The organism is Bacteroidota bacterium (assembly GCA_016714535.1).
Lineage (GTDB): Bacteria > Bacteroidota > Bacteroidia > AKYH767-A > OLB10 > JADKFV01.
The window spans coordinates 198,231-220,311 of record JADKDR010000004.1; the positions used below are offsets into that span (position 1 = coordinate 198,231).

At 42.0% G+C, this 22,081-nt stretch carries 19 protein-coding genes and 1 pseudogene; 10 read left to right on the forward strand and 10 right to left on the reverse strand.

The window, feature by feature from the left end:
* Positions 1 to 39 precede the first annotated feature (39 nt).
* From rnhA to IPO27_06755, 7 genes are all read right to left on the reverse strand, one after another.
* Entirely contained in the window at positions 40 to 522 is a 483-nt protein-coding gene (rnhA, locus tag IPO27_06725; GenBank protein ID MBK8846268.1) for a ribonuclease HI, read from the reverse strand.
* The gene (locus tag IPO27_06730; GenBank protein ID MBK8846269.1) at positions 519 to 1,079 is read right to left on the reverse strand and encodes a MarC family protein; all 561 of its coding nucleotides are present in this window, start codon (positions 1,077 to 1,079) and stop codon (positions 519 to 521) included. The genes rnhA and IPO27_06730 overlap by 4 nt, the downstream gene beginning before the upstream one ends.
* Positions 1,080 to 1,235: 156 nt before the next feature.
* Complete coding sequence (gene deoC / locus IPO27_06735) at positions 1,236 to 2,135, reverse strand: deoxyribose-phosphate aldolase (protein ID MBK8846270.1); 900 nt, start codon at positions 2,133 to 2,135, stop codon at positions 1,236 to 1,238.
* Positions 2,136 to 2,260: 125 nt separating this feature from the next.
* Positions 2,261 to 4,723: a DEAD/DEAH box helicase gene (locus tag IPO27_06740; protein MBK8846271.1), complete on the reverse strand. Its 2,463-nt coding sequence runs from the start codon at positions 4,721 to 4,723 to the stop codon at positions 2,261 to 2,263.
* A 147-nt stretch (positions 4,724 to 4,870) separates the two neighbouring features.
* Positions 4,871 to 6,313 (reverse strand): hypothetical protein, encoded by a 1,443-nt coding sequence (locus IPO27_06745; GenBank protein ID MBK8846272.1) that lies wholly within the window; start codon positions 6,311 to 6,313, stop codon positions 4,871 to 4,873.
* Between the two features lie 46 nt (positions 6,314 to 6,359).
* The gene (locus IPO27_06750) at positions 6,360 to 7,568 is read right to left on the reverse strand and encodes an outer membrane protein transport protein (GenBank protein ID MBK8846273.1); all 1,209 of its coding nucleotides are present in this window, start codon (positions 7,566 to 7,568) and stop codon (positions 6,360 to 6,362) included.
* A 266-nt stretch (positions 7,569 to 7,834) separates the two neighbouring features.
* Positions 7,835 to 8,215: a DUF3127 domain-containing protein gene (locus IPO27_06755; GenBank protein ID MBK8846274.1), complete on the reverse strand. Its 381-nt coding sequence runs from the start codon at positions 8,213 to 8,215 to the stop codon at positions 7,835 to 7,837.
* A 285-nt stretch (positions 8,216 to 8,500) separates the two neighbouring features.
* Here IPO27_06755 and dut point away from each other — a divergent pair, with 285 nt between their 5' ends.
* From dut to IPO27_06805, 10 genes and pseudogenes are all read left to right on the forward strand, one after another.
* The gene (gene dut, locus IPO27_06760; protein MBK8846275.1) at positions 8,501 to 8,935 is read left to right on the forward strand and encodes a dUTP diphosphatase; all 435 of its coding nucleotides are present in this window, start codon (positions 8,501 to 8,503) and stop codon (positions 8,933 to 8,935) included.
* A 31-nt stretch (positions 8,936 to 8,966) separates the two neighbouring features.
* Complete coding sequence (locus IPO27_06765) at positions 8,967 to 9,968, forward strand: NTP transferase domain-containing protein (protein MBK8846276.1); 1,002 nt, start codon at positions 8,967 to 8,969, stop codon at positions 9,966 to 9,968.
* A gap of 213 nt (positions 9,969 to 10,181) precedes the next feature.
* Positions 10,182 to 10,577, forward strand: a complete 396-nt coding sequence (locus tag IPO27_06770) for a hypothetical protein (GenBank protein ID MBK8846277.1) — start codon at positions 10,182 to 10,184, stop codon at positions 10,575 to 10,577.
* Between the two features lie 208 nt (positions 10,578 to 10,785).
* Entirely contained in the window at positions 10,786 to 11,733 is a 948-nt protein-coding gene (locus IPO27_06775) for a hypothetical protein (protein MBK8846278.1), read from the forward strand.
* 47 nt (positions 11,734 to 11,780) lie between these two features.
* Complete coding sequence (locus IPO27_06780; protein ID MBK8846279.1) at positions 11,781 to 12,248, forward strand: DUF4231 domain-containing protein; 468 nt, start codon at positions 11,781 to 11,783, stop codon at positions 12,246 to 12,248.
* Positions 12,249 to 12,520: 272 nt separating this feature from the next.
* Positions 12,521 to 13,213 carry an SDR family oxidoreductase gene (locus IPO27_06785; protein MBK8846280.1) on the forward strand — a complete coding sequence of 231 codons (693 nt, stop codon included), beginning with the start codon at positions 12,521 to 12,523 and terminating at the stop codon, positions 13,211 to 13,213.
* A gap of 6 nt (positions 13,214 to 13,219) precedes the next feature.
* Positions 13,220 to 13,681, forward strand: a complete 462-nt coding sequence (locus tag IPO27_06790; GenBank protein MBK8846281.1) for an SRPBCC family protein — start codon at positions 13,220 to 13,222, stop codon at positions 13,679 to 13,681.
* A gap of 2,082 nt (positions 13,682 to 15,763) precedes the next feature.
* Positions 15,764 to 15,949: pseudogene (locus tag IPO27_06795) on the forward strand (hypothetical protein).
* 236 nt (positions 15,950 to 16,185) lie between these two features.
* Positions 16,186 to 16,923, forward strand: a complete 738-nt coding sequence (locus tag IPO27_06800) for a helix-turn-helix transcriptional regulator (protein ID MBK8846282.1) — start codon at positions 16,186 to 16,188, stop codon at positions 16,921 to 16,923.
* 80 nt (positions 16,924 to 17,003) lie between these two features.
* Positions 17,004 to 19,241 carry a TonB-dependent receptor gene (locus IPO27_06805; protein ID MBK8846283.1) on the forward strand — a complete coding sequence of 746 codons (2,238 nt, stop codon included), beginning with the start codon at positions 17,004 to 17,006 and terminating at the stop codon, positions 19,239 to 19,241.
* A 134-nt stretch (positions 19,242 to 19,375) separates the two neighbouring features.
* On the opposite strand, the gene IPO27_06810 is transcribed toward IPO27_06805, so the two are convergent.
* The 3 genes from IPO27_06810 to nosD are packed head-to-tail and all read right to left on the reverse strand — an operon-like array spanning position 19,376 to position 22,079.
* Complete coding sequence (locus tag IPO27_06810) at positions 19,376 to 20,143, reverse strand: ABC transporter permease (protein MBK8846284.1); 768 nt, start codon at positions 20,141 to 20,143, stop codon at positions 19,376 to 19,378.
* 2 nt (positions 20,144 to 20,145) lie between these two features.
* Positions 20,146 to 20,853: an ABC transporter ATP-binding protein gene (locus IPO27_06815; protein MBK8846285.1), complete on the reverse strand. Its 708-nt coding sequence runs from the start codon at positions 20,851 to 20,853 to the stop codon at positions 20,146 to 20,148.
* Complete coding sequence (gene nosD, locus IPO27_06820; GenBank protein MBK8846286.1) at positions 20,850 to 22,079, reverse strand: nitrous oxide reductase family maturation protein NosD; 1,230 nt, start codon at positions 22,077 to 22,079, stop codon at positions 20,850 to 20,852. The genes IPO27_06815 and nosD overlap by 4 nt, the downstream gene beginning before the upstream one ends.
* Positions 22,080 to 22,081: the final 2 nt, after the last annotated feature.

Sequence of the window (22,081 nt, forward strand, 5' to 3'; positions counted from 1 at the left end):
CATTCGCTACAATCAAAAAAAATACGCATCACATTGGAATTAAAATAATCCCTCTTTAGCGCTTACCGTACTTTCGTATCCTTTATCTATGTGTAAGCGATGACCTTTGGCAGCTTCTACGGCAAGTTCATCGCAGCGGTTGTTATATGGATTTTGCGCATGGCCTTTTATCCATTTAAACTTTACCTGGTGCTGCCTGAATATTATTAAAAAACGTTTCCACAAGTCAGGATTTTTTGCCTTGGCAAATCTTTTTTGTTCCCAGCCAAATACCCATCCTTTTTCTACAGCATCTACTACATACTTCGAATCGCTGACTACAAGTACCAATGTGCCGGGCTTACGCAATTTTTCGAGGGCGGTAATAACGCCAAGCAACTCCATGCGGTTGTTGGTAGTATACCTATACCCTTCTGAAAATTCTTTGGCATAATTGCCGGCCAACATTACGATACCAAAGCCACCCGGACCGGGATTTCCACGTGCACTTCCATCTGTGTAAATTGTAACCTCGTTCACTATACGTTTATATTACTACGAAATAAATTTACTGCTATGGCAAGCAATATAAATCCAAACACTTTGCGGATGATGGCAATGCCGGTTTTACCAAGAAAATTTTCAAGAAAGCCAAGGTTTTTAAGGCACAGGTATACCAGAAGTAAATTAAGGGTTATGCCAATGAGTATGGTAGGAACATCGTATTTACTGCGCAACGAAAGTAAGGTGGTCATTGTACCCGCACCGGCAATTAACGGAAAAGCGATAGGAACGATGGAGGCCGTAGCAGAATTTTCATCTTTGTAAATCTTAACTCCCAATATCATTTCGAGTGCAATAAAAAAGAGTACCAAACCACCTGCTATGGCAAAGGAAGGGATATCGATGCCCATAAAACTAAGCAACGTTTCGCCCAGAAATAAAAATGCTACCATTATGATGAGTGATACGATGGTAACCTTTTCGGGATGAATGGTGCCAACCTTGCTTCGAATATCAAGAATTACGGGAACCGAACCAATAATGTCAATCACTGCAAACAGGATCATGGTAACAGTAATTATTTCTTTTAAATTCATGCTGCAAAGTATTTAGGCTGCAAAGGTAACAGAATAGAATTGGATTTTTTTTCGAATCACCAACATACTATAGAGAGAAACTCTCGTGCGTAATAATTGAATGAGGTACACCTTGATAACGATAACTATATACGTTTTATAGTTACAAGACCGATATTAGTCCTTCGAAAAGTAATCGGAGCCTTCGTAAATTCCTGTTTTTTGTTTAGAGAGTTGCATCAATAAGTCATTTACTAGGGCGCTGGCCCCAAAGCGAAACATATCGGGATTCATCCACGCCATACCAAGCGTTTCGCGCAGTACCACAAGGTAATTAATGGCAAGCTTGGCAGTAGCAATGCCACCCGCTGGCTTCATGCCTATCATCTTTTTTTCTTTATCATAAAAATCGCGGATAGCCTCAAGCATAACAAGAGTAACAGGCAAGGTTGCCGCAGGTTGTACCTTTCCGGTAGATGTTTTAATAAAATCGGCACCTGCATACATGGCAAGGTCGCTGGCTTTGCGCACATTATCGAGAGTGCTTAGCTCCCCTGTTTCTAATATCACTTTCAGATGTGCGTGGCCACAGGCCGCTTTAACAGCTGCAATTTCATCAAACACATAATTGTATTCGCCTTCAAAAAATTTTCCCCGACTAATAACCATGTCTATCTCATCAGCTCCTTCATTTACCGCATACTTGGTTTCGTCAATTTTAAATTTGCGATTGCTCATTCCGCTAGGGAATGCTGTTGCAACAGCGGCTACTTTCACGCTGCTGTTTTTAAGTCTTTGCTTGGCTACTGCCACCATATTAGGATAAACACAAACCGCAGCTACAGATGGAATATCATCCTCTTCGCTGGGGCGAATAGCTTTGTTACACAGCTGTATTACTTTACCCGGAGTATCGCGTGCCTCTAAAGTGGTAAGATCGCACATACTTAGTGCAAGTTTTAGGGCATCCACTTTGCTGGTGGTTTTTATGCTTCGTTTTCCAAAACGTGCAATGCGCTCTTCTACTCCCACCTGATCGATGGATGGCGATAAGGATATGATTTCTCTTGGTGACATTTTTTTTATTTCTTTTTCTTTTGTTGAAAGGCCTGACATCAAATTCGTTCTTGCGTGATTATTGGATACCGGCAAACAGTTAATATATCCCTCAATATTTTTTCTTTTGTAAAAGTATCAAATTTTTATTTGTTCATCATGGCAGCCAACATTTTTAAAAATCCGGCTACCGATTCCTCACTCTGCACAGGCAGGTTAAGGTAGGTTTGGCCTGTGGTTTCATCTCTTTTGGTTATAGATTTAACAAGCATTTGGAGCCCATTTTCTTTGTGTATTACCAGTTGCAACTTTTCAAAAAACGCAGCTCCTGCCTTTACAATTTCCTCAGGTTGAAAATCCGGAACCGAAACATCAGCAGGCGGATTGCCTTCGGCCGATTCAAACGGCAGCGCCATTTGTCTGTTTGTTGGGTTGTCAACTTTACTACTGGTAAACGTTTCTCTCTCGGTGGCAATTTCCTGAGCTACATCAGACTGTGTAACGGTAGCTGTATTAGTTGAGTCTTCAGACGATGGTGGAGGCATCGTACTTTCTACCAACTGCATAAATTTCGTAAACGAGCTTTCGTCCATAAATATTACATCCTGCCCTTTGTCAAGAATACCTTTGGCCATGGCTTGTTTAAACTCAAGTTTGGCAATCATCTGGCTCTCGATGGTATCCATCGATACCATGTTTATAATTTGCACTTTGCGTTGTTGCCCCATGCGATGCACACGTGCAATTCGCTGTTCAAGCACAGCAGGATTCCAGGGCAAATCAAGATTAACCAGCAACGAAGCCGATTGGAGATTTAATCCTACACCACCGGCATCGGTACTCAAAAAGATTTTACTCGATCTTTTATTTCTGAAATGTTCAAGTAAATCCTTTCTGTTTTTGCTGGCAATACCACCATGCAAGTATTCATACTCGATACCACGCGCATCCAGTTCTTGTGCTACTAACCGCGTCATTCGCTCCCACTGACTAAAGACTACAGCCTTTTGGTCGGTTTCGAAAATGGCTTCTTCTAGAATATTCATCAGCTCTTCCACCTTTGTATCATGGCGTGTTTCCTGATCGATAATATACGTACTATCACACACCATACGCATTTGCCCCATTAGTATCATTAGCTTTTGACGTTCCTCTTCGGTAAGAAAACCTTTCCGCTTCCACCTGTTAACGATTTGCGACACATCGGCCTGAAAAGAATTGTGTAAGTCTCTTTGTGCCTGTGTCATTGGAACAAAAAGTGTTTTAACCATGCGTTCAGGTAATTGATTACTTACAACACTTTTGTTTCTGCGTATGGTAAATTCACTTAGCAAGGTGCCAAGTTTATGGAGGTCTTTATACCCAACCACTTTATTGGTAGATTCGTCAATGTGCTGATGATTGTGTAACAAACGGTACAAGGGCCCAAGCCTAAATTGATCAATTACCTGTACAACACTGTACAACTCCTCAATGCGATTTTCGAGAGGAGTGCCGGTTAACACGATGATATGTTTGGATTGCAATTGTTTTATGCTGTAAGAAATTTTGGTGCGCCAGTTTTTTATTCGTTGCGCTTCGTCAAGAATAATTAAATCGAAACGTTCGTGATTAATCAATTTATGGTCATTGCCGGCAGCGTTGTAACTTGCAATTTTATAAAACGATTGATTGCGGTATTGGCCTGCACGCACATGCATTGGCCCTTCAATTACAGAGGCTTGGCTTTTTGTAAATTTTTCGATCTCCGAAAGCCACTGATATTTGAGCGAAGTTGGACATATAATCAAAACGGAATTTATTCCGTTTATGTGCCTTAGCAATTCGGCTGCTGCTAACGCCTGTATGGTTTTGCCAAGGCCCATTTCATCAGCTATTAAGGACCTGCCTGCACGGGCTGCAAACAAGGCGCCTTCCAACTGATAAGGGAACAGTGACACTTTGATTAATTTTTTAAAAATAGAATTCTGTGGTAAGGCTTCTATTTTCTTTTTTCGAAGCACATCATCTCTTTGCTGTAAAATAAATGCAAGGGCATCATCGTTGCATCTGAAGTTTTCATCTATCGTTTGTGCTTCTTTTATAATTGAATCAATGTTTTCAAAATGTTGCTCATCCAGTATCTGGTTGCGGTCGAAATATTTATTTTTCCATTGTATTAATTTTTCAGTATTGGTACTACCAATGCGCAACATAACTTGACGCGTGGCACCATACTTTATGTATAGGCTCGAATGTATTGGTACCGGCACATTTGCAATTTGCTTTACAGGAATTTTCTTTTCTTTTAAATAAACCCATACATATTCTATGTGCTTGCATGTGCCTAACTGATTAGTTTTAAAATCAAGGCAAGTGCAAAAGTTTAAGCCCGGGTTAGGATGGCGCAATGCAACACGGTGCCATTGTTTGCTTCCCTGTTGTTGCACATTATAATCGGCATATACCTGCTCGGGCGAAAGCTTGCGTATTTCGAATTTTTGGGTTTCGGCATATTGCTTTCGTAATAAAATTTGGTATTCGTCAATGCCCATATCCTTTGGCTTGCGGTAGTAACTTACCTTCGGAATGGTATCATTTACTTTACGCTTTGGCGATTTGCTTTTCATTGTTTTTGTATTGTTAGTCATTTAAAAAACGAACTGAAATTAATGGCAACTAATGTATGATATTGCTACACGTTAGAAGATGTTAATGAAAATAAAAACGCCTTAAGAAATCTTAAGGCGCATATTATTTATTGAAATAGCAGGTTACTATGGGAATCGTATTCCCGGATATTTATTGGCATCTATCTCGGGCAACGATGCGCCAAACTTTGCATTGATAGCGCGTATCCACTGATTAGCTATGTTTCCATAACCGCGCATGTTTGGATGCACACCATCGAGAGAGAAAGCACCGCCTTGTACAAATTCGGTTGTATAGGTTACCCCATTAAACAACAAACCATCTTTTACAAAGGTTTTGAAAAACGAATTCATATCCACAAAGGCAAGGCCGTTGTCATTTGCTGCTTTTACAATTGTAGCATTATACGCTGTGGTAGCTTGTTTAATATTGTTTAGCTCCGTAAAATCTAAAACATAGTTTCCGGGAATAGGTTTTTGACTACCCCAGTTAGCGCACCTTATCGAATCTTGCGGAACCGACAGGCAAATAAACTCACCTGCCTTAATCTGACGGATATTGCCCAGTTGCGGCAACGATAGGTCGGTAATTACAAAGGCATTGGCACCTTCTTTAAAAACCATTTGAGGTAAGCCAAGCGCTTGTGCTCCTTGATTGTAAGAGGTGTAAGCAAAATTGAGCGAGTCGGCTTGACCTTTAGATAAACTTAAAGCATTGTAAGGCACCGTATTAAAATATGGTATATCGGCAACATCCGGAATATTTGCAATGGCTCCCTTTACCTTACCGTTGTCGCTCATTTTAGCTACAATGGTATTAATGGCATTAGTAAAAGTATCTACCGGTGTAATATCATTCATGCTCATACCTCCATTGGAACCCACACCACCACTGGTAGCATATAACAATACATCATTGTTTCCTATCCACAATGTAAAGAAAGTTGGCTTGGCACGTAAGGCATCATCCACAACAGTTATTACACCCGGGTTTGAGCAGAAGCGGGCATAAAAAGGATTTCCTCCAAAAAATACGTTACCATATTTATTGTCTAATAATTGAAATGATTTGGCTCCGGGAACACCCAGGTTATTATATTTTTTTTGTCCGGAAGAATCTGCACGGCCCAGATAAAATTCAATATTATTATCTATAGGAGCTGCAGTAAGTGCAGGCCCAAGCGATTTAACACCAAGGCAATTAGCTATATCATTACGCAAAATTAATTTTGGCAGGGTACGAAATGGAAACTGCACCCCAAGTGGCGAAGGAGAAACCCCATTGGTAGCATTTACTCCGGTAAGGTATGGCACTTCGAAAATAGCTCCACCACCCGCTTTAACCATTACTTCGTGTAACATTGATGGATAAGCATTCTCTTGCCCTTGTTTGTATAAGGCATTGTCCTGAAAACCGGCCGTAAGCGAATTGCCCAAGGCAACATACGTGCCGAAGTTGGCAGTGCCTGATGTATATTGAGGTTGATCAAACTCGGTTTTACATGCCCCAAAAAATGTAACGGTAACTATATATGCTGCAAGCAGCTTATGGAAATTATTTTTTTTCATCCGGATGTGATTTTTAGTTATTAATAACATTGATAATGGTTGCATTTTATTTAAGCGAATAATTGATGCCAATTGCAAATGCATTGATAATGGTTTTGTAACTGCCACTAAAGTTGGCATCTTTATATGTACCCTGACGCTCCTTTAAGCTTTCGTATACATAAGCTAAATCCACACTAAGCTTGTCATTAATGCGGTATCCTGCTCCAAGCGAAATAGCACTTTTATCGGCATCAGGCAATTCGGGACTTACAAACCCATCCTGAACAGGTGATTTATCAGTACTGAATCCTGCACGGATATCAATTTTTTCTTTAAGTGTATACTGCGCCCCAATACGAATAGCTCCGGTACTTTTATAATTGCGTTCGTTACGCGAGTCAAGTTCCGGATGGTCAGGAAAAAGAAAGTTTAGCGAATCATATGAGTTCCATCCGGTAAAGTCATATCCTGCCGTTACCATGATGTTGCTTTTAATTTTATATGAAACACCAAAACTAATTACGGATGGCAAATCGAGTTCGCTGGTAAAGGTTGTTGAAGCAGGCAATGTGCTGCTTAATGAGGTTGGTATGCCAGTAAGTGTGGCATCGCCATCCTTTAGTTTTACATTAACCCCTGAGCGATAACAAAGGCCTACACTTATCTTATCATTTGGCTTTACAAATACACCAATGTTATAACCAACTCCGTTTCCACCACCTTCGAGCTTCACATTGATATCGTCATTAATTGGCTGAGCAGCCCTGCGCACGGTTGCATGGCCTGTGGCAAATACAAAGCCTGCACCTATCCCAATTTTGTCATTAAATTGATAACCTACAGAAGGCTGAATATAAAAAGTAGCAAGAGCTACTTCCTGCGAAACATAACGACCTTCCCAATCATCTGCCCATTTACTGCCAAGTCCATATGGATTATTAACGCTTAAACCAACCGATAGGTTGTTCAGTTTATAAACGCCATAAAGCTGAATGGGAGTGAAGGTCTGTTTCTCCATATCAATATTACCACTATAGGGGCTCAGATATGATGCCTTGGGCATAATGAAGGTAGTACCTGCAGTAAACATGCTTTTGCTTAGCAAACTCATGCCTCCTGGGTTGAAAAATACGGTAGAAGCATCATTGCCAACACCAACAAAGGTGCTACCCATTGCTAATGATTTTACTCCCTGAGTGTTGATTTGAAAACCACCTGCCGAGGCACTGATGGGAATCATGGCCATCAAGGCAAATTTTTTAAAATTAATCATCGTTACTTATTTAATATTAATCGTTTAGAATTTTTAGAATGAGAAGCGTGAGGAATCAAAAGGGCTTCAAATATAATAATCGGATTAATTATATCAACAAAAACTTAGGCAAATATTTCTAATACATTGGCAAAAAGGACATATTATATACAACGCCAACAAAATCGCGTTACAAAAAATCTAACTGGCTTATCATATAAATAGGGCGCAAAGGCTTTGCCTTTGCGTCCTATATGCGAAAACTAAATTAATTACCAGCGAATCTATTAAAAAGGTAAATCATCATCAGCACCTGAAGCAGGAAGCGGTGCGTTTATCGGTTGTGGTTGGCTATTATTTTCTTCAGGTGCCACATTGCTTGCACTTTCGCTGCTACCGGCTTGCACACGCCATGCGCGTAACTCGGTAAAATAACGACCATTGTATTCACGGCTTTCTGCATTGAATGATACAGTAACCTGATCTCCCGGATTTAATCGTTGTATGATGTCCGATTTGTCGCCCCATAGTGTGAATGCTACTTGTTTGGGATATTGCCCATCAATGTATTCGATAAGAAATTCTGCCTTTTTCCAGGGGCCGTTTTTGCCTTCGCCTGTAACTGTGCCAACATGTTTAATGTACTTGCCACTAACGTCTAATGCCATTGTTTTATTTATTTTAATTTTTTTCAAAAATATAAAATGAACCTGTTTGTTTATCATGTTTTTATAATTTGTTAAAAAAATTTCCGACTCACCTAAATGGTAGTATGTGCTGCTTAATAAATTCTAACAAACCACATAGTTTGGGGGTATATGAGGTATTATTTATATCAAATGGCTACGACTGTATAATAGAACTACAAATTAATATGAACATGACTCCCTTCAATATGATTGAAAGGCTTGTGTGTTAGAGTAAAAAACCTACTTTCGCGCGCTGAAAAAAAAATGACAGTAACTGTAGTAAATAAAAGCATGCATTCTTTACCGGGCTACGAGACAGCTCAATCGGCCGGTATGGATTTGCGGGCAAGCATAAGTGCTACTATCGTGCTGGCACCACTGCAACGGATACTGGTAGGTACAGGGTTATACATCCAATTGCCGGCAGGTACCGAAGCGCAGGTAAGACCGCGTAGCGGCCTGGCTTACAAAAACGGAATAACGGTGCTTAACGCGCCCGGCACCATAGATGCCGACTACCGTGGCGAAATTAAAGTGATGCTTATAAACCTTAGCACCGAGCCCTTCGAAATAAATAATGGTGACCGTATTGCACAACTGGTGGTTGCAAAGCACGAGCGTGTGCAATGGAATCTGACCGAATCGCTCGAAGAATCGGAACGTGGGGCTGGTGGTTTTGGAAGCACCGGTAAGAATTGAATTTTATCATAACTAATAATAGAGGATAGCAATGAAGATTATTGTACCAATGGCAGGCATGGGCAAGCGTATGCGCCCACACACGTTAACAGTTCCTAAACCCTTAATACCGGTGGCAGGCAAGCCCATAGTGCAACACCTGATGGAAGATATTGTAAAGGTATGCCCCGAAAAGGTGGATGAGATAGCCTATGTAATAGGACGCTTTGGCGATGAGGCAGAAAAAAATCTGGTGGCCATAGCCGAATCGTTGGATGCTAAGGGGACCATACATTATCAGGATACTCCTTTGGGAACCGCTCATGCGATATTGTGTGCCGAAAGCGCTCTTACCGGAAAGGTAATAATCGCCTTTGCCGATACCCTGTTTGCTACCGATGCCAATATAGATGCCAATAGCGATGGTACCATTTGGGTAAAACAAATAGAAGACCCTCGTCAGTTTGGTGTAGTAAAATTGAATAGTGAAGGAGTAATTACCGACTTTGTTGAGAAACCACCGACCTTTGTATCTGACCTAGCCATCATTGGTATATATTATTTTAAAGATGGAGACAATCTGAAAGCCGAATTAAAATACCTGATAGATAACGACATCAAAGACAAAGGCGAGTACCAAATAACCAATGCCATGGAAAACATGAAAAACAAAGGGCTTAAACTGGTTCCGGGTAAAGTAACCGAGTGGCTCGACTGTGGCAACAAAGATGCTACTGTATATACCAACAAGCGGGTGCTCGAAATAAAATATCCCAAAAATAATATTGCAGCAACGGTGCAAAGCGTAAACTCGGTAATCATACCACCATGCTTTATTGGCGAAAATGTTATACTTGAAAATTCTATCATAGGGCCACATGCCAGTTTAGGCGCAGGCTGCAAAATTTTCAATACCCAATTACGCAACAGCATCATTCAAACTAACACCAACCTTATAGATGCCCAAATAGACAATTCGATGGTAGGCAACTATTGTGAGTATAAAGGCAAATTGCAAGAGCTAAGCATGGGTGATTACAGCACAAAAGCGTAATTGCTTTTTATTTCACTGCCATTTTTCGAATTCGATATTAGTGATGGTATAAGGTGATAGTTAACAAACACCTTCATCAGGGCATTTTATTTTTATGCCCTTTACACTCGCCCCATATAATGGTATATAACTGATTTTTTTTGTGAAGTTCTGATTGAACTCATTTACAGGAATTTAAAATTGAGCTACATTTGTATAAAAACTCGAAGTAGCATGACAAAGAAAATAGTTATAAGAAATATTTCACTTGGTTTAATCTCCTGGCTAATTCCTTATTGCGCCTCGTTTCTATTTTTTAAGCCCGGTGGCGACTTGCTTGTGCCCTACAGCACTTTTAAAGCAAGCATTATGGTGATTGGTGTTGTATCAGGATGTTTTCTTTTATTTCAGTTTTTTAAAGTTGTATCTCATGATTATGTTCGAAATGGAATAATTGTAGGGATATCATGGTTTGTTATAAATATTCTGCTCGATGTTCTGTTTCTCCTACCAATAACCAAGACTACTTTTGGAGAGTACTTTATGTCTATTGGTCTGGGTTATTTCTCTATTCCTCCTATCAGCATGGTAATTGGATTTTTATTAAACAAGAAACTAACAGCCTCATAAGGATGATTGTTGTTGCCTTATAAGGTAATGGTTATTAGTAATTCTTAGGATAAAGCAACCACTATTCACTTATTAAACTGGTTACGAAACAAGATTTTTTTAAGCGAATGGTGTTTTTTTTTAGCAATGTGATTTCCAAAATTGCACTTACATTTGTGTAGCAAACTGCCCTCCTATACCTTTATATAAAACAAACCTCTTCAATTGAATGAATGATCAGCAAATAATAGCATGGCTACTCGAAGGTGATGTAGCAATTCAATATCAGGTGTGGCGCGACTTATTGGGTAAAGACAAAAAAAATCTACAATCACGAATAGAAACAGAAGGTTGGGGAAAAAAAATATTAGCACAGCGAAAACCCGAAGGTCATTGGGGCGACAGATTTTATCAGCCTAAATGGATAAGCACACATTATACATTGCTCGACTTGCGCAACTTAAATCTCCCCCCTGACAATGCAATGGTTAAAGATTCGATTGCCAATGTTTTACAAAACGATATAGCTTATGATGGAGGAATCAGACTAGGGCCATCAACCGATGAGCATAGTGATGTATGTGTAAATGCTATGTTCCTTAATTATGCCTCTTATTTTGAAACACCCGAAAAAAAACTGCACTCCATTGTTAACAGCATATTAAATGAGCTAATGCCGGACGGAGGTTTTAACTGCCGCACTGCACGATCAGGCTCAAAACACAGTTCGCTACATAGCACCATTTCGGTTCTTGAGGGATTTGCTGAATTTCAAAAAGCCGGTTATACTTACCGTAAAGAAAACATTAAAAGCGCAATCAGAAGTTCGATAGAATTCCTTTTATTGCATCAATTATTTATTTCAGATCATACGGGCGAAGTTATTAAAAAAGACTTTTTACGGTTTACTTATCCCTGCCGGTGGAAATATGACATCATGCGTGCACTTGATTTCTTTCAATACGCAGGTATTATTTGGGATAGCCGGATGGAAGCAAGTATGCAGGTGATTAAGGAAAAAAGAAACCGTGATAATACCTGGAATAATTCTGCTGCGCATGCCGGGCAAGTTCATGTTACTATGGAAAAAGCAGGTAACCCCGGTAGATGGAATACCTTGCGTGCCTTGCGAATACTAATAAAATATAACGGCAATGATATGCGAATACGCACCTAGTTGCTAAATAATAATTCCTAACCTAAAACATTATAGACTTTAAATCAATGAGCGAAGAAGAGTATTTTGAAAAACGCGTTAAAGACCAAATTGATTGGTATGGCAAAAAAAGTGCATGGAATAAGACATGGTTTATGCGCTTAAAAATTTCTGAAACTGTACTTGCCTTGCTTATTCCACTTTTAACGGGGTATATAGGCATAACTGAAAATCCTATTTCTATTAAATTTATTGTTGGTGCCATTGGAGTGGCCGTTGCTGCTATGGCCAATTTAATAACGTTATTTAAGTTTCAGGAAAACTGGATTGAATACCGCACAACAGTAGAATCATTGATACATGAAAAATTCCTTTATGTAACCAAAGCCGGTCCATATAAGGACGATTCAACTTTTCCAATGTTTGTGGAGCGCTTCGAAAGTTTTCTGGCAAAAGAAAATGCCAAGTGGGCCTCCTATATTAAAACCCAAAAAGAAGAAAAGCCTAAAACAGTTGCTGGTGCAGATAAAAAGTAATGGTGCGGGCCATTACCCTATTCGAAAGATTAACAACAGCGAGAATTACACTAGGTGTAAGTAGCAATTGTTGTATCGGGTCTGCAATTTCGAGAGTAGCTCTTAAGGGTATATATTACTTTCAAACGCGAAACATAAAGGCGTTTTTAACATCGTAATCATCCCTCCGAAACAGGCATTATCCCTGATACTTATCACTCAACATTGTTGCTCATGTTCCTATTATTCGCATAATTGTTTAAACTATTGGCAACAAAACTTGTTGTAGGAGTATGAAAAATTATTTGATTATAGGCCACAGCAGTGGCATAGGCGCTTCGCTTTCCGGCATGCTTGCAACACAACATCAAGTTTATGGCACCTATTTTTCTCATCCTGTTTCGAATAACAATAACCATATATCTTCTCATTACCTTACTGTACTTGATAAAGAACCTGATCTTTCATTTTTGCCTGATTGTCTGGATGGACTTGCCTATTGTGTAGGAGCCATTAACCTAAAGCCGTTTGCACGCATAAAGGAAGAAGACTTTATTAATGATTACAAGTTACAGGTTACAGGTGCAATTAAAGTTATTCAATCGTGTTTGCCAGCTCTTAAGAAAAGCGATACTGCATCCATCGTATTGTTTAGTACTGTGGCAGTAACCATGGGTTTTAATTTTCATAGCATGGTGAGCGCAAGTAAGGGCGCTGTAGAGGGGCTAACCAAAGCATTATCAGCAGAGTTGGCGCCATCCATACGAGTTAACTGCATAGCACCATCCATCACACAAACTCCGCTTGCCGCCAGTTTATTAAGCACACCTGAAAAAATAGAAGCCAATGCCCAACGACATCCGTTAAAGAAAATTGGAGCCCCTGCAGATATTGCAGGCATGGCCGCATTCTTACTAACTGAGGCAAGCAGCTGGATAACGGGTCAGGTGATTCATATTGATGGAGGAATAAGCAGCATTAAATAATATAGTATGTATTATCAAAAAATTCAAACGCAAAAAGTACCTGCAAGCATTGACACAGTATGGGAATTTATCAGCAATCCAAATAACCTCAAAGAAATAACACCTGATTATATGAGCTTTAAAGTGACAAGCAATACGGGCGGGGCTCACATGTATGCAGGAATGATTATCACCTACATTGTAAAGCCCCTGCTTGGCATACCTATGAAATGGATGACCGAAATTACCCACGTACACGACAAAGAATATTTTGTTGATGAACAACGAGTAGGCCCTTACAAAATGTGGCACCATCAACATAAGATTGAAGCAATAGAAAATGGAGTGCTTATGACCGACATTATTACGTACATACCCCCATTTGGTATTATTGGCAGAATTGCCAATAGCTTGTTCATTAAAAATCAGCTTGAACAAATTTTTAAATACAGGACAATTGCCGTTGAAAAAAAATTTGGCAAGTATTAGAGACCATTAACACCTCGTATTATGAATCTTTTAGGTTCGACTTTTTAGATAACCAGAGAGATTTTTGCAAATCCAATACAAGCACTGTTGTAAAAACCGAAGGATGATAATTTGAAAAGTCACCCTAAGAAAACAATTAGATAAATCTTAAACAGCACTTTCATCAATACCAACATGCAAAAACCATGGAACCTGATTAACTTACCTGTATATAGTTTAGCTACATCAACTAACGATAAAGCCAATTTTAATATCTGCACGTATGTTTCGGCAATAAGCATGACCCAAAAATTGTATGCGGTTGCTATATATTTAAATACACAAACACTTGCCAACGCTGACGCCTGCCCGGGTTTTTTTCTAAAAGGCCCGCGGAAAGGGTTTGTCAGCCGGGGGTTTTGGGGAAAGTTCTTTGGGGGGGGGGGCCCCCCCCCCGAAAAAAAGGGGGGGGGGGGTTTTTTTACCCGCCGGGGGGGGGGGCCCCCCCCCTTTTTTTTTTTGGGGGGCGCCCCCCCCCCCCCGTTTTGCCCCCCCCCCTTTTGGGCGATAAGGGAAAGGAAAAAAGGGGGGGGGGGGGGGCCGCGGTGGGGCCCCCCTTTTTTTTTTTTTTTTCTTTTAGGTTTGGTGTGGGTGGGGTTTAGGGGGGGGGTTTCGGGCGGGGGGGGGAGGGGGGGGTTTCCCCTCGTTTTCATTCCGCAATTTTTCATTTACATCTCCCAAATGTTTTTGGCCCCCGGCCCCGTGCGCCTTCGCTCGGGGGGTTTTTTCCTTCCCTTGGGGGGACGGGCCGGGGCGGGGGCCGGGGGGGGCTTGGGGGGGGGGGGGTTTTTTTCGTGCCCCCCTGTTTTGCGCGGGGGGGGGGGCGGCCCCGGGCCGCCCGGGCAACCCCCCGGGCGGGCGGGGGGATTTCTCCGGGGGGGGCGGCCCCTTTTTTGCGCGGCCCCCTTTTAGTGCGGCCCCGGGGGGGGGGGGGGGGGGGGGGGGGGGGGGGGGGTGGGAGGGGGATGGGGGGGCCCCCCCCCCCCCGGGCTTTTTTTTTTTCCGCGGGGTTTTTCGCTTTTTCCGCCGTTCTCTTCCCCCCCTGGCCCTTTTTTTTTATTTCCCGCCTTTGGGTTTGGGGGGCGGGGGGGTTTTTTGGTGGGGGGGGGGCCCGCCCGGTCCCTCCCCGCGGGGGGGGGGGCGGTCCCCAAAGGGGGCCCGGGGTGGCTTTGGCGGGCCGGGGGCCGGGGCTGTTGGAGGGGCCGGCCGCGCGCGGCGCCCCCCCCCGGCGGGGGGGGGGGGGGGGGGGGGGGGGGGCGGGGGGGGGGGGGGGGGGGAAGGTTAGGGGGGCCCCCCCCCCCCGGCCCCCCCCCCCCCCCTTTCCTCTCATTTTTTTGGGTCTTCCGGGATTTTTTTTTTGTTTTTTTAGGGGGTCTTTTTTTACGGTCCCGCGCGGGGCGGGGCGCTTTTGGGGGGGTTTTTGGCCGGGGGGAAAAGCGGGTATTATCGGGAATAAGGCGGTGTATTTTGGGGGGGGGGAAAGGGGGGGAGGGGCCGGCGACCACAGGGTTTCGTCCGTTTTTTCGCCCGGCGGGTGCCCTCCCTGTGCCCCCGGGGAAGGGCTGTGGCGGGGCGGGGCGGGCCGGGGGGAGGGGCCCGCCCCCCGGCCCCGCCCCGGCCCGCCCAAATTTTTTTTGTGAGATTTTTGGGATGGTTTTTTTGGTTTTTGCGGATTTCCCTTTTTTTTTCCGTTCGTTTTTTAAAAGTTTAAAGGGGGGGGGGGTTTTTTTGGTCGCGGGCCCGCGGGCTTCAGCCCCCCGCCCCCCCCCGGGCCCCCCGCCCCCCGGGGGGCCGCCCCGCCCCGGGGTTTTGCTGTCCCCCCCGGCGGGCTGCAAATTTTTGGTGGCCCCCGCGGGGGGTTTTTTGGGGTTTTTGGGGGGGGGGGGTTAAAGGGGGGGGTTTTGGTTTTGGGGGGTGGCCCGGCGCCCGGCCCCCCCCCCGCCCGGGCCCCATCGCGGGCTTGGCTCGGCGGGCGGGTTTGCCCAGGGCGGCGCGGGGTTCCCCTTTGGGCGGCCCGGGGTTCGGGGGTGTGGGGGCGCCCCGGGGGGGGGTGGGGGGCCTGGGGGGGGGGGGGGTGTGGGGTGGGGGGGGGATTTGGGGTGTGGGGGGGGGGGGGCGCGGGGGGGGGGGGGCGGGGCGGGCCCCCCCGGGGGGGGGGGGGGGGGGGGGGGGAGTGGGGGGAGGAAAGGGTTGGGGGGGGGGGGGGGGACAGGGGAGGGGCTTGGGACCCGCCTTTTGGGGCCCCCCCCCCGGGGGGTTTCCGGGATTTCTGGGGGGAGCCCTTTTTTTTTGGGGGGGGGGGGTTTTTTTTGCCCCCTGGGCCCGGGGGGGCGGGGGGGTTTTTTTTTTCCCCCCCCCCTTTATGACTCAATTTTCATACATTTGCCACCCCTAAAAAACAAAAATTGTTATATCAATTACCTATATGGTTTTTGCAATAATTTTTTTTGTTTGAGCAGCGCACTATGGAGCAGATTAATGAATACATGCATATATCGTTGAATCCGAATGCGGATATCAAAAGCTCATTTTGTAACACCACACAAAATGAGGCTTATGTTAATTTGGTTTTTGGCTTATTTGCAAACGATTGTTTATTTGATATTGCTAATAATAACTATGAGTTTCGAATACGAATAGCTAAAGGATACTTTGAAAAATACAACGAGTCCTTGGATATCAACATACATCATCAGAGTATATGTTGTAATACACAGTCAAAACTTTTAGACCTTGTAAATTGCTCCCTTACAGGATTGCCCCGCAAGATTTTTATCGAAAGTGCGATCTTGTTTTTGCTTTATCAGGCACACAAAAATAATCTACTCTTTCAATTCAATTGCGATAGTTGTGCGATGATGAATAAAGCAACTGATGTAGAAAAAATTCAGCTTGCAAAAAAGTATATTCTCGATAATCTTTCGAGTAATCTGACCATTCCAAAAATTGCATCAAACGTGGGCACCAATCAGTGTTATTTAAAAAAGGGGTTTAAAGATATTTACAATCAAACCATTTTCGATTTTGTTCAGGAGAACAGGATGCAAAAAGCTAAACATTTATTACAGGGGGTTAATCCAAATATTACTTCTATAGCCATGGATGTAGGTTATTCATCACTTAGTAGTTTTAGTCAGGCGTATAAAAATTATTTTGGCATTTCGCCTACCGACCATTTCCGTGTGATTATTTCCAAAAACTAAAACTCTTTTTCGTCTTACTAAAACTTGTCAATTCTATTTAGTTGACTTTTGCCTGCTCAATTATAATTTGAAGGCACAATATGAAAAATACAATAGCAACACTGCTGATATTACTAAGTCTTACCACGTATGCTCAATTATCGATAACAGATACCACCAAAAGCAAAGCCATAGAACCTATTACTATTGTTGGCGACAAAGCTCGCTCCATGCCGGGATCAGGAGAATATATCAAAACGCAGAAGCTTGAAAAACTAAATCAAACCAACATAAATAATGTATTGCGCATAATACCCGGAGTAAACATCAGGGATGAAGAAGGATTTGGCCTAAGGCCAAATATTGGATTACGAGGTACCCCTGTTAATCGTAGTGCCAAGATTACAGTAATGGAAGATGGCATACTGATAGCACCGGCCCCATACGCTGACCCATCAGCCTATTACTTCCCAACCTTTGCGCGCATGCAAGGAGTAGAGGTATTAAAAGGAAGTAGTCAAATTAAGTATGGCCCATACACTATTGGAGGGGCGCTGAATTTAATTTCGACTGCAATACCTGAAACATTTAGAGGACATGCACAGGTATCGCATGGAAGTTTTGGCACCAATCAACAGCGAGTATGGATTGGCGACAGTCACAAAAATTTTGATTATGTATTTGAAATAAACAGGCTGGCAAGCAACGGATTTAAAGAAATTGATAACGGAGGCAACACGGGATTTGACAGACGCGACTTTATGGGAAAGTTACGCTGGCACACCGCAAGTAATGCCAAAACACCTCAATTAGTAACGCTTAAATTTATCAACTCAAACGAAGCCGGTAATGAAACCTATTTAGGACTAACCTACCAGGATTATCGGGCTAACCCCTTACGAAGATATGCAGCCACACAAAAAGATAAACTTGATTTAAACCATAGTCATGTTTCGATTATGCATACCATTTTACCATGCCGTGGAATGACCATAAGCACCTCCGCATATTATGCTAATACCTTCAGAGACTGGGCAAGAGTAAACTCAGTAGAAGGACAAGGGTTAAATAACATAGTAAGCGATCCGAATGCATATCAAACTGCATACATGGTTATGACCGGCAATGCAAATGGAAACATAGAATTCCAAAGTGCTGCACGAACTTATTTTTCGCAAGGGGTGCAAACCAATGCGCAGTACCTTATCAACAAGAAAAACGTAACACACAAATTGCAGTTGGGGGCACGCTACCATATAGATAATGCCGACCGATATGCAACACGTTCCACCTATGCCATGAATAATGGAACTATGATTTTAACATCAGCAGGTATAAGAGGAAATGCCGAAAATCAAATTCGCAAGGCGCAAAGCGTAGCATCCTATTTTAACTATGATTTTTACTATAGAGGTTTGCGTGTTAGCCCGGGTGTGAGGCATGAGCGTATCAATTTTGCATTTGATAATTATGGTAATAACGATTATGCACGCCTGGGCACCACTTTAAAATCGGCAACTAATACCATGAATATTCTCTTACCCGGTGTTGGTGTTAATTATGATATCAATAAGCGGATGAATGTTTTTGGAGGAGCGCATAAAGGATTTTCGCCACCAGGTATGCCTTCGGTAACAACAAATACCGAACAGGCAAAAGTTGAAACCTCTATAAATTACGAACTTGGCTACCGCTTTGAAAATAAAGGACTGAATGCACAGGTAGTAGGATTTTACAACGACTACGATAATATACTTGGTTCAGATAATGTATCGGGTGGAGGTGCCGGTACGGGCAATATGTTTAATGCAGGTAAGGCAATTATTGAAGGCATGGAGGTTAACTTAACTTATAATGTGTTGCTAAAGAAAAAAGCAGCTTCTGAACTTAGACTACCTATTTGTATTGCATATACGTATACAGATGCAAAGTTTGGCGAGACGTATAAGAATGCCGGTGGCGACTGGGGTGCAGGTACTATCACCAAAGGAGACCTCATACCGTTTATCACTCCGCAATTACTAACTGCATCGGTGGGCATTGATCACCATAAATTTAATGTTACCCTAATTGGGCGCTATACAGGAACTACACGAATTAAACCGGGACAAAGCGAAGAAATTATTCCGGGGGAATTCATAAAATATAATGAGGTAACTGCAATTGCTGAATTTTTAATAATTGATGTGTCTGCCAATTTCACGTTGAGCGAATATTTTTCAGCATTTACAACAGTAAATAATATAACAAACAGTAATGCTATTGTTGCCAATTTACCTCAAGGCTACCGACCCAATATTCCTCTTAGTTATATACTGGGATTGAAAGCTAATTTCTAATTACCTTAATCCCTTCCGTGTTGTTAACTAACACCCTATACTACCTGAAACTCGGTTAGAAACTTTAAGCAACATCCCTAGATATATTCGTAAACTGAAAATTTGTGCAGGCAGGGTATATACTAACCGGATGGCTACAAATCTTTGCTATTGAATTTGCGCTTGGCAATAATCATAGGAACTATTACCCAGCATATTAAAATGACAAACGAAATAATCATTCCATAGGTGCTGCCAAAAAAGTCAACGAACAACGCTCCCGTTACACCCATTAGTGCAGCAATATCTAGTTGCATCAGAATAACTACCCGGGTCATATCAATGGGATTGATTGAGCAAAAAACAATCAACGCTTTTTCAATAGGATAATCACTAACCTGCAACATAAGCAACAACAATATAGCATCATACATCAGGGTGAAGTATAGCCATAGTATAATTGCAGCACCAATGCCTTTGGTTTTATCGCGCGTATAAACAGTAGCAAGCATAGCAAACGAAACAAATATTGCTGTGAGTATCATACCTGCTAATGAAAACACAACGGTTGTAGCCGAAGGATCAGAAATAATAACAGGAACAGCAACACCTGCCACAAAAGCAATTAATAAAGCGAAGGTAATTCCCAGATATAAGCTGGTAAAAAGTTTTTTGCGTTCAATGGGTTGGCTAAGCAAGAGTTCAATAAATTCTGAGGAGTTGTACATGTAAATAGTGCTATATACTAAGCTCATTAAAGGCACCAGGATAAGGGTAATATTAAGCAGGCTTAATATTCCTTTCGAGGTATTCTCATCAAAACTCAACATGCTGATGCTTACAATAAGCAACAGCAGCGTATAGGCCAGCGCAACCCTGCTACGCAAAATATCTACCAATACATATTTAATTATCTTTAACATGATTAATTCTGCCGTATGTAAGATGTTAGAGCCTTTGCAACTTTTTCTTCACCAGTAGCACTCATAATTTCGAGTAGCGTTTTATGGAAAACTATTTTCCCATCTTTAAAATAAACAATTCCTCCAACCAAATCATCCAGTTCACTCAACAGGTGCGAGGTAATCATGATTAACTTGCCTTTATTTTTTTCGTGAATAATTTTCTCTTTCAGGATTTCAGATGATACCGGGTCGAGGCCTGCAGTAGGTTCATCTAAAATGATAATAGATGGAGAAAATAAAAAGCATATACACGCACTTAATTTTTGGCGCGTACCTCCCGAAAGGGTTCCGGTGCGCTTATTATAAATCTCTTTAAGATTATACGCATTAACCAAATCGTTGTCAATGTTGCTTGCATTGCATTGCCTCAAATCCATAATCATTTCAACGACTTGCTGTATGGTCATGTTTTCGGGGTAGCGTCCAATTTGCGGCATGTAGCCTATTTGGCTGCGGTATTGCCACGAGTGCAGAATGCTTTGGTTGTTAATATGAATGGTGCCACGCTCAGGCTTTACCAGGCCTAGCAACGATTTTATAAAGGTTGTTTTACCTGAAGCATTAGGACCTATAATAGCTACCGCATCATGCGATTGTAAGGTAATCGAAACATCATCAAGTACTTTAAGTTTCCCAAATGTTTTACAAATATTCTTTGCTTCTATCATAAAGGATTGGGTTTCATTAATGGTGTATCGTCTTTAAAATTTTCAGGAATTAAAACCGGAATAGCTTTTTCGGTTTTATCCAAAATAGTGGTCATAAAGCTACGCATAAAGATAGATGCTACCGGGGCATTTTCAATTATTAGTGCATATACACTTACCGGTCTGTAGGGGATATCTCCTTTACCATCTTTATTCAAATCATACCCTTCGTATTTATCCCAAAAGTTTTCTTTCAGTGTATTAAGCATAAGCGAACCATTGGTGGCTACATCAAAAGTATTTGCAACAAAATTATTTCGTTCAACAACATTCTCGTTGCAGCTTGCCTGCATGCGCATGGCATAGCCATTTCTTATAAACTTGTTTTCTTTAATCACGAGCCTGTTGGCACCTTCCACAAACATACCAATGGTGTTACCCGAAAAATTATTTTTATAAATAGTTCCATCAGAAATTTCTTTTAGCAGCAATCCGTAAGCTGAGGCGCCAATATTTTTTACAAAATCATTGTGCGACATGGTTATGTTGCGTGAAAACATAACTGCTACCCCCGCACCATTATCCGAGAAATAATTATTGCTGTACACATCATCATTACTGAACATAAAATGCAGACCATAACGTATATTTCGTTGACTACTATTTTTAATGATGTGCGAATTTTTTACAAACTCAAAATAGATTCCATCTCGATGCCCTTGTATATCATTACCGGTAATGTTGGCCTTTTCACACTTCCACAAATGAATACCGTTACCAGTATTTTGCTCATCGCCCGGAACCCCTTTAATAATATTTTGTCTAATGATAAATGTATTTGAATTAGAAATGTGAATAGCAAAGTAGGAGTTAAGAATGGTGTTGTTTTCGATTATAAATCCCAACGCATCTATCACCTTGATTGAAGCAAAATCATTCATGGTAGATGCGCCCGAGTTGCGAAAAGTAAAACCCTTTATGCGCACTCCATTTGCCGATACTGTAAGAATTTCGAATTTTTTTTCTCCATCAAGTATGGCCTCTTCTCCAATAAGCGTTATGCGTTTGGTAATGACAATATTGCCTTCCTTATAAATTCCTTTTTTTACAAGTATGGTATCTTTGCTTTGAGCAGCGCTTACTGCTTTGATAATGGAAGTATAAGAAAAATCTTTTCCCACAACAAGCACCCGTGCACAGGCTATGTGGCATAGGCAGGAAGCAAAAACAGCAAGCAGTAGTTTCACGT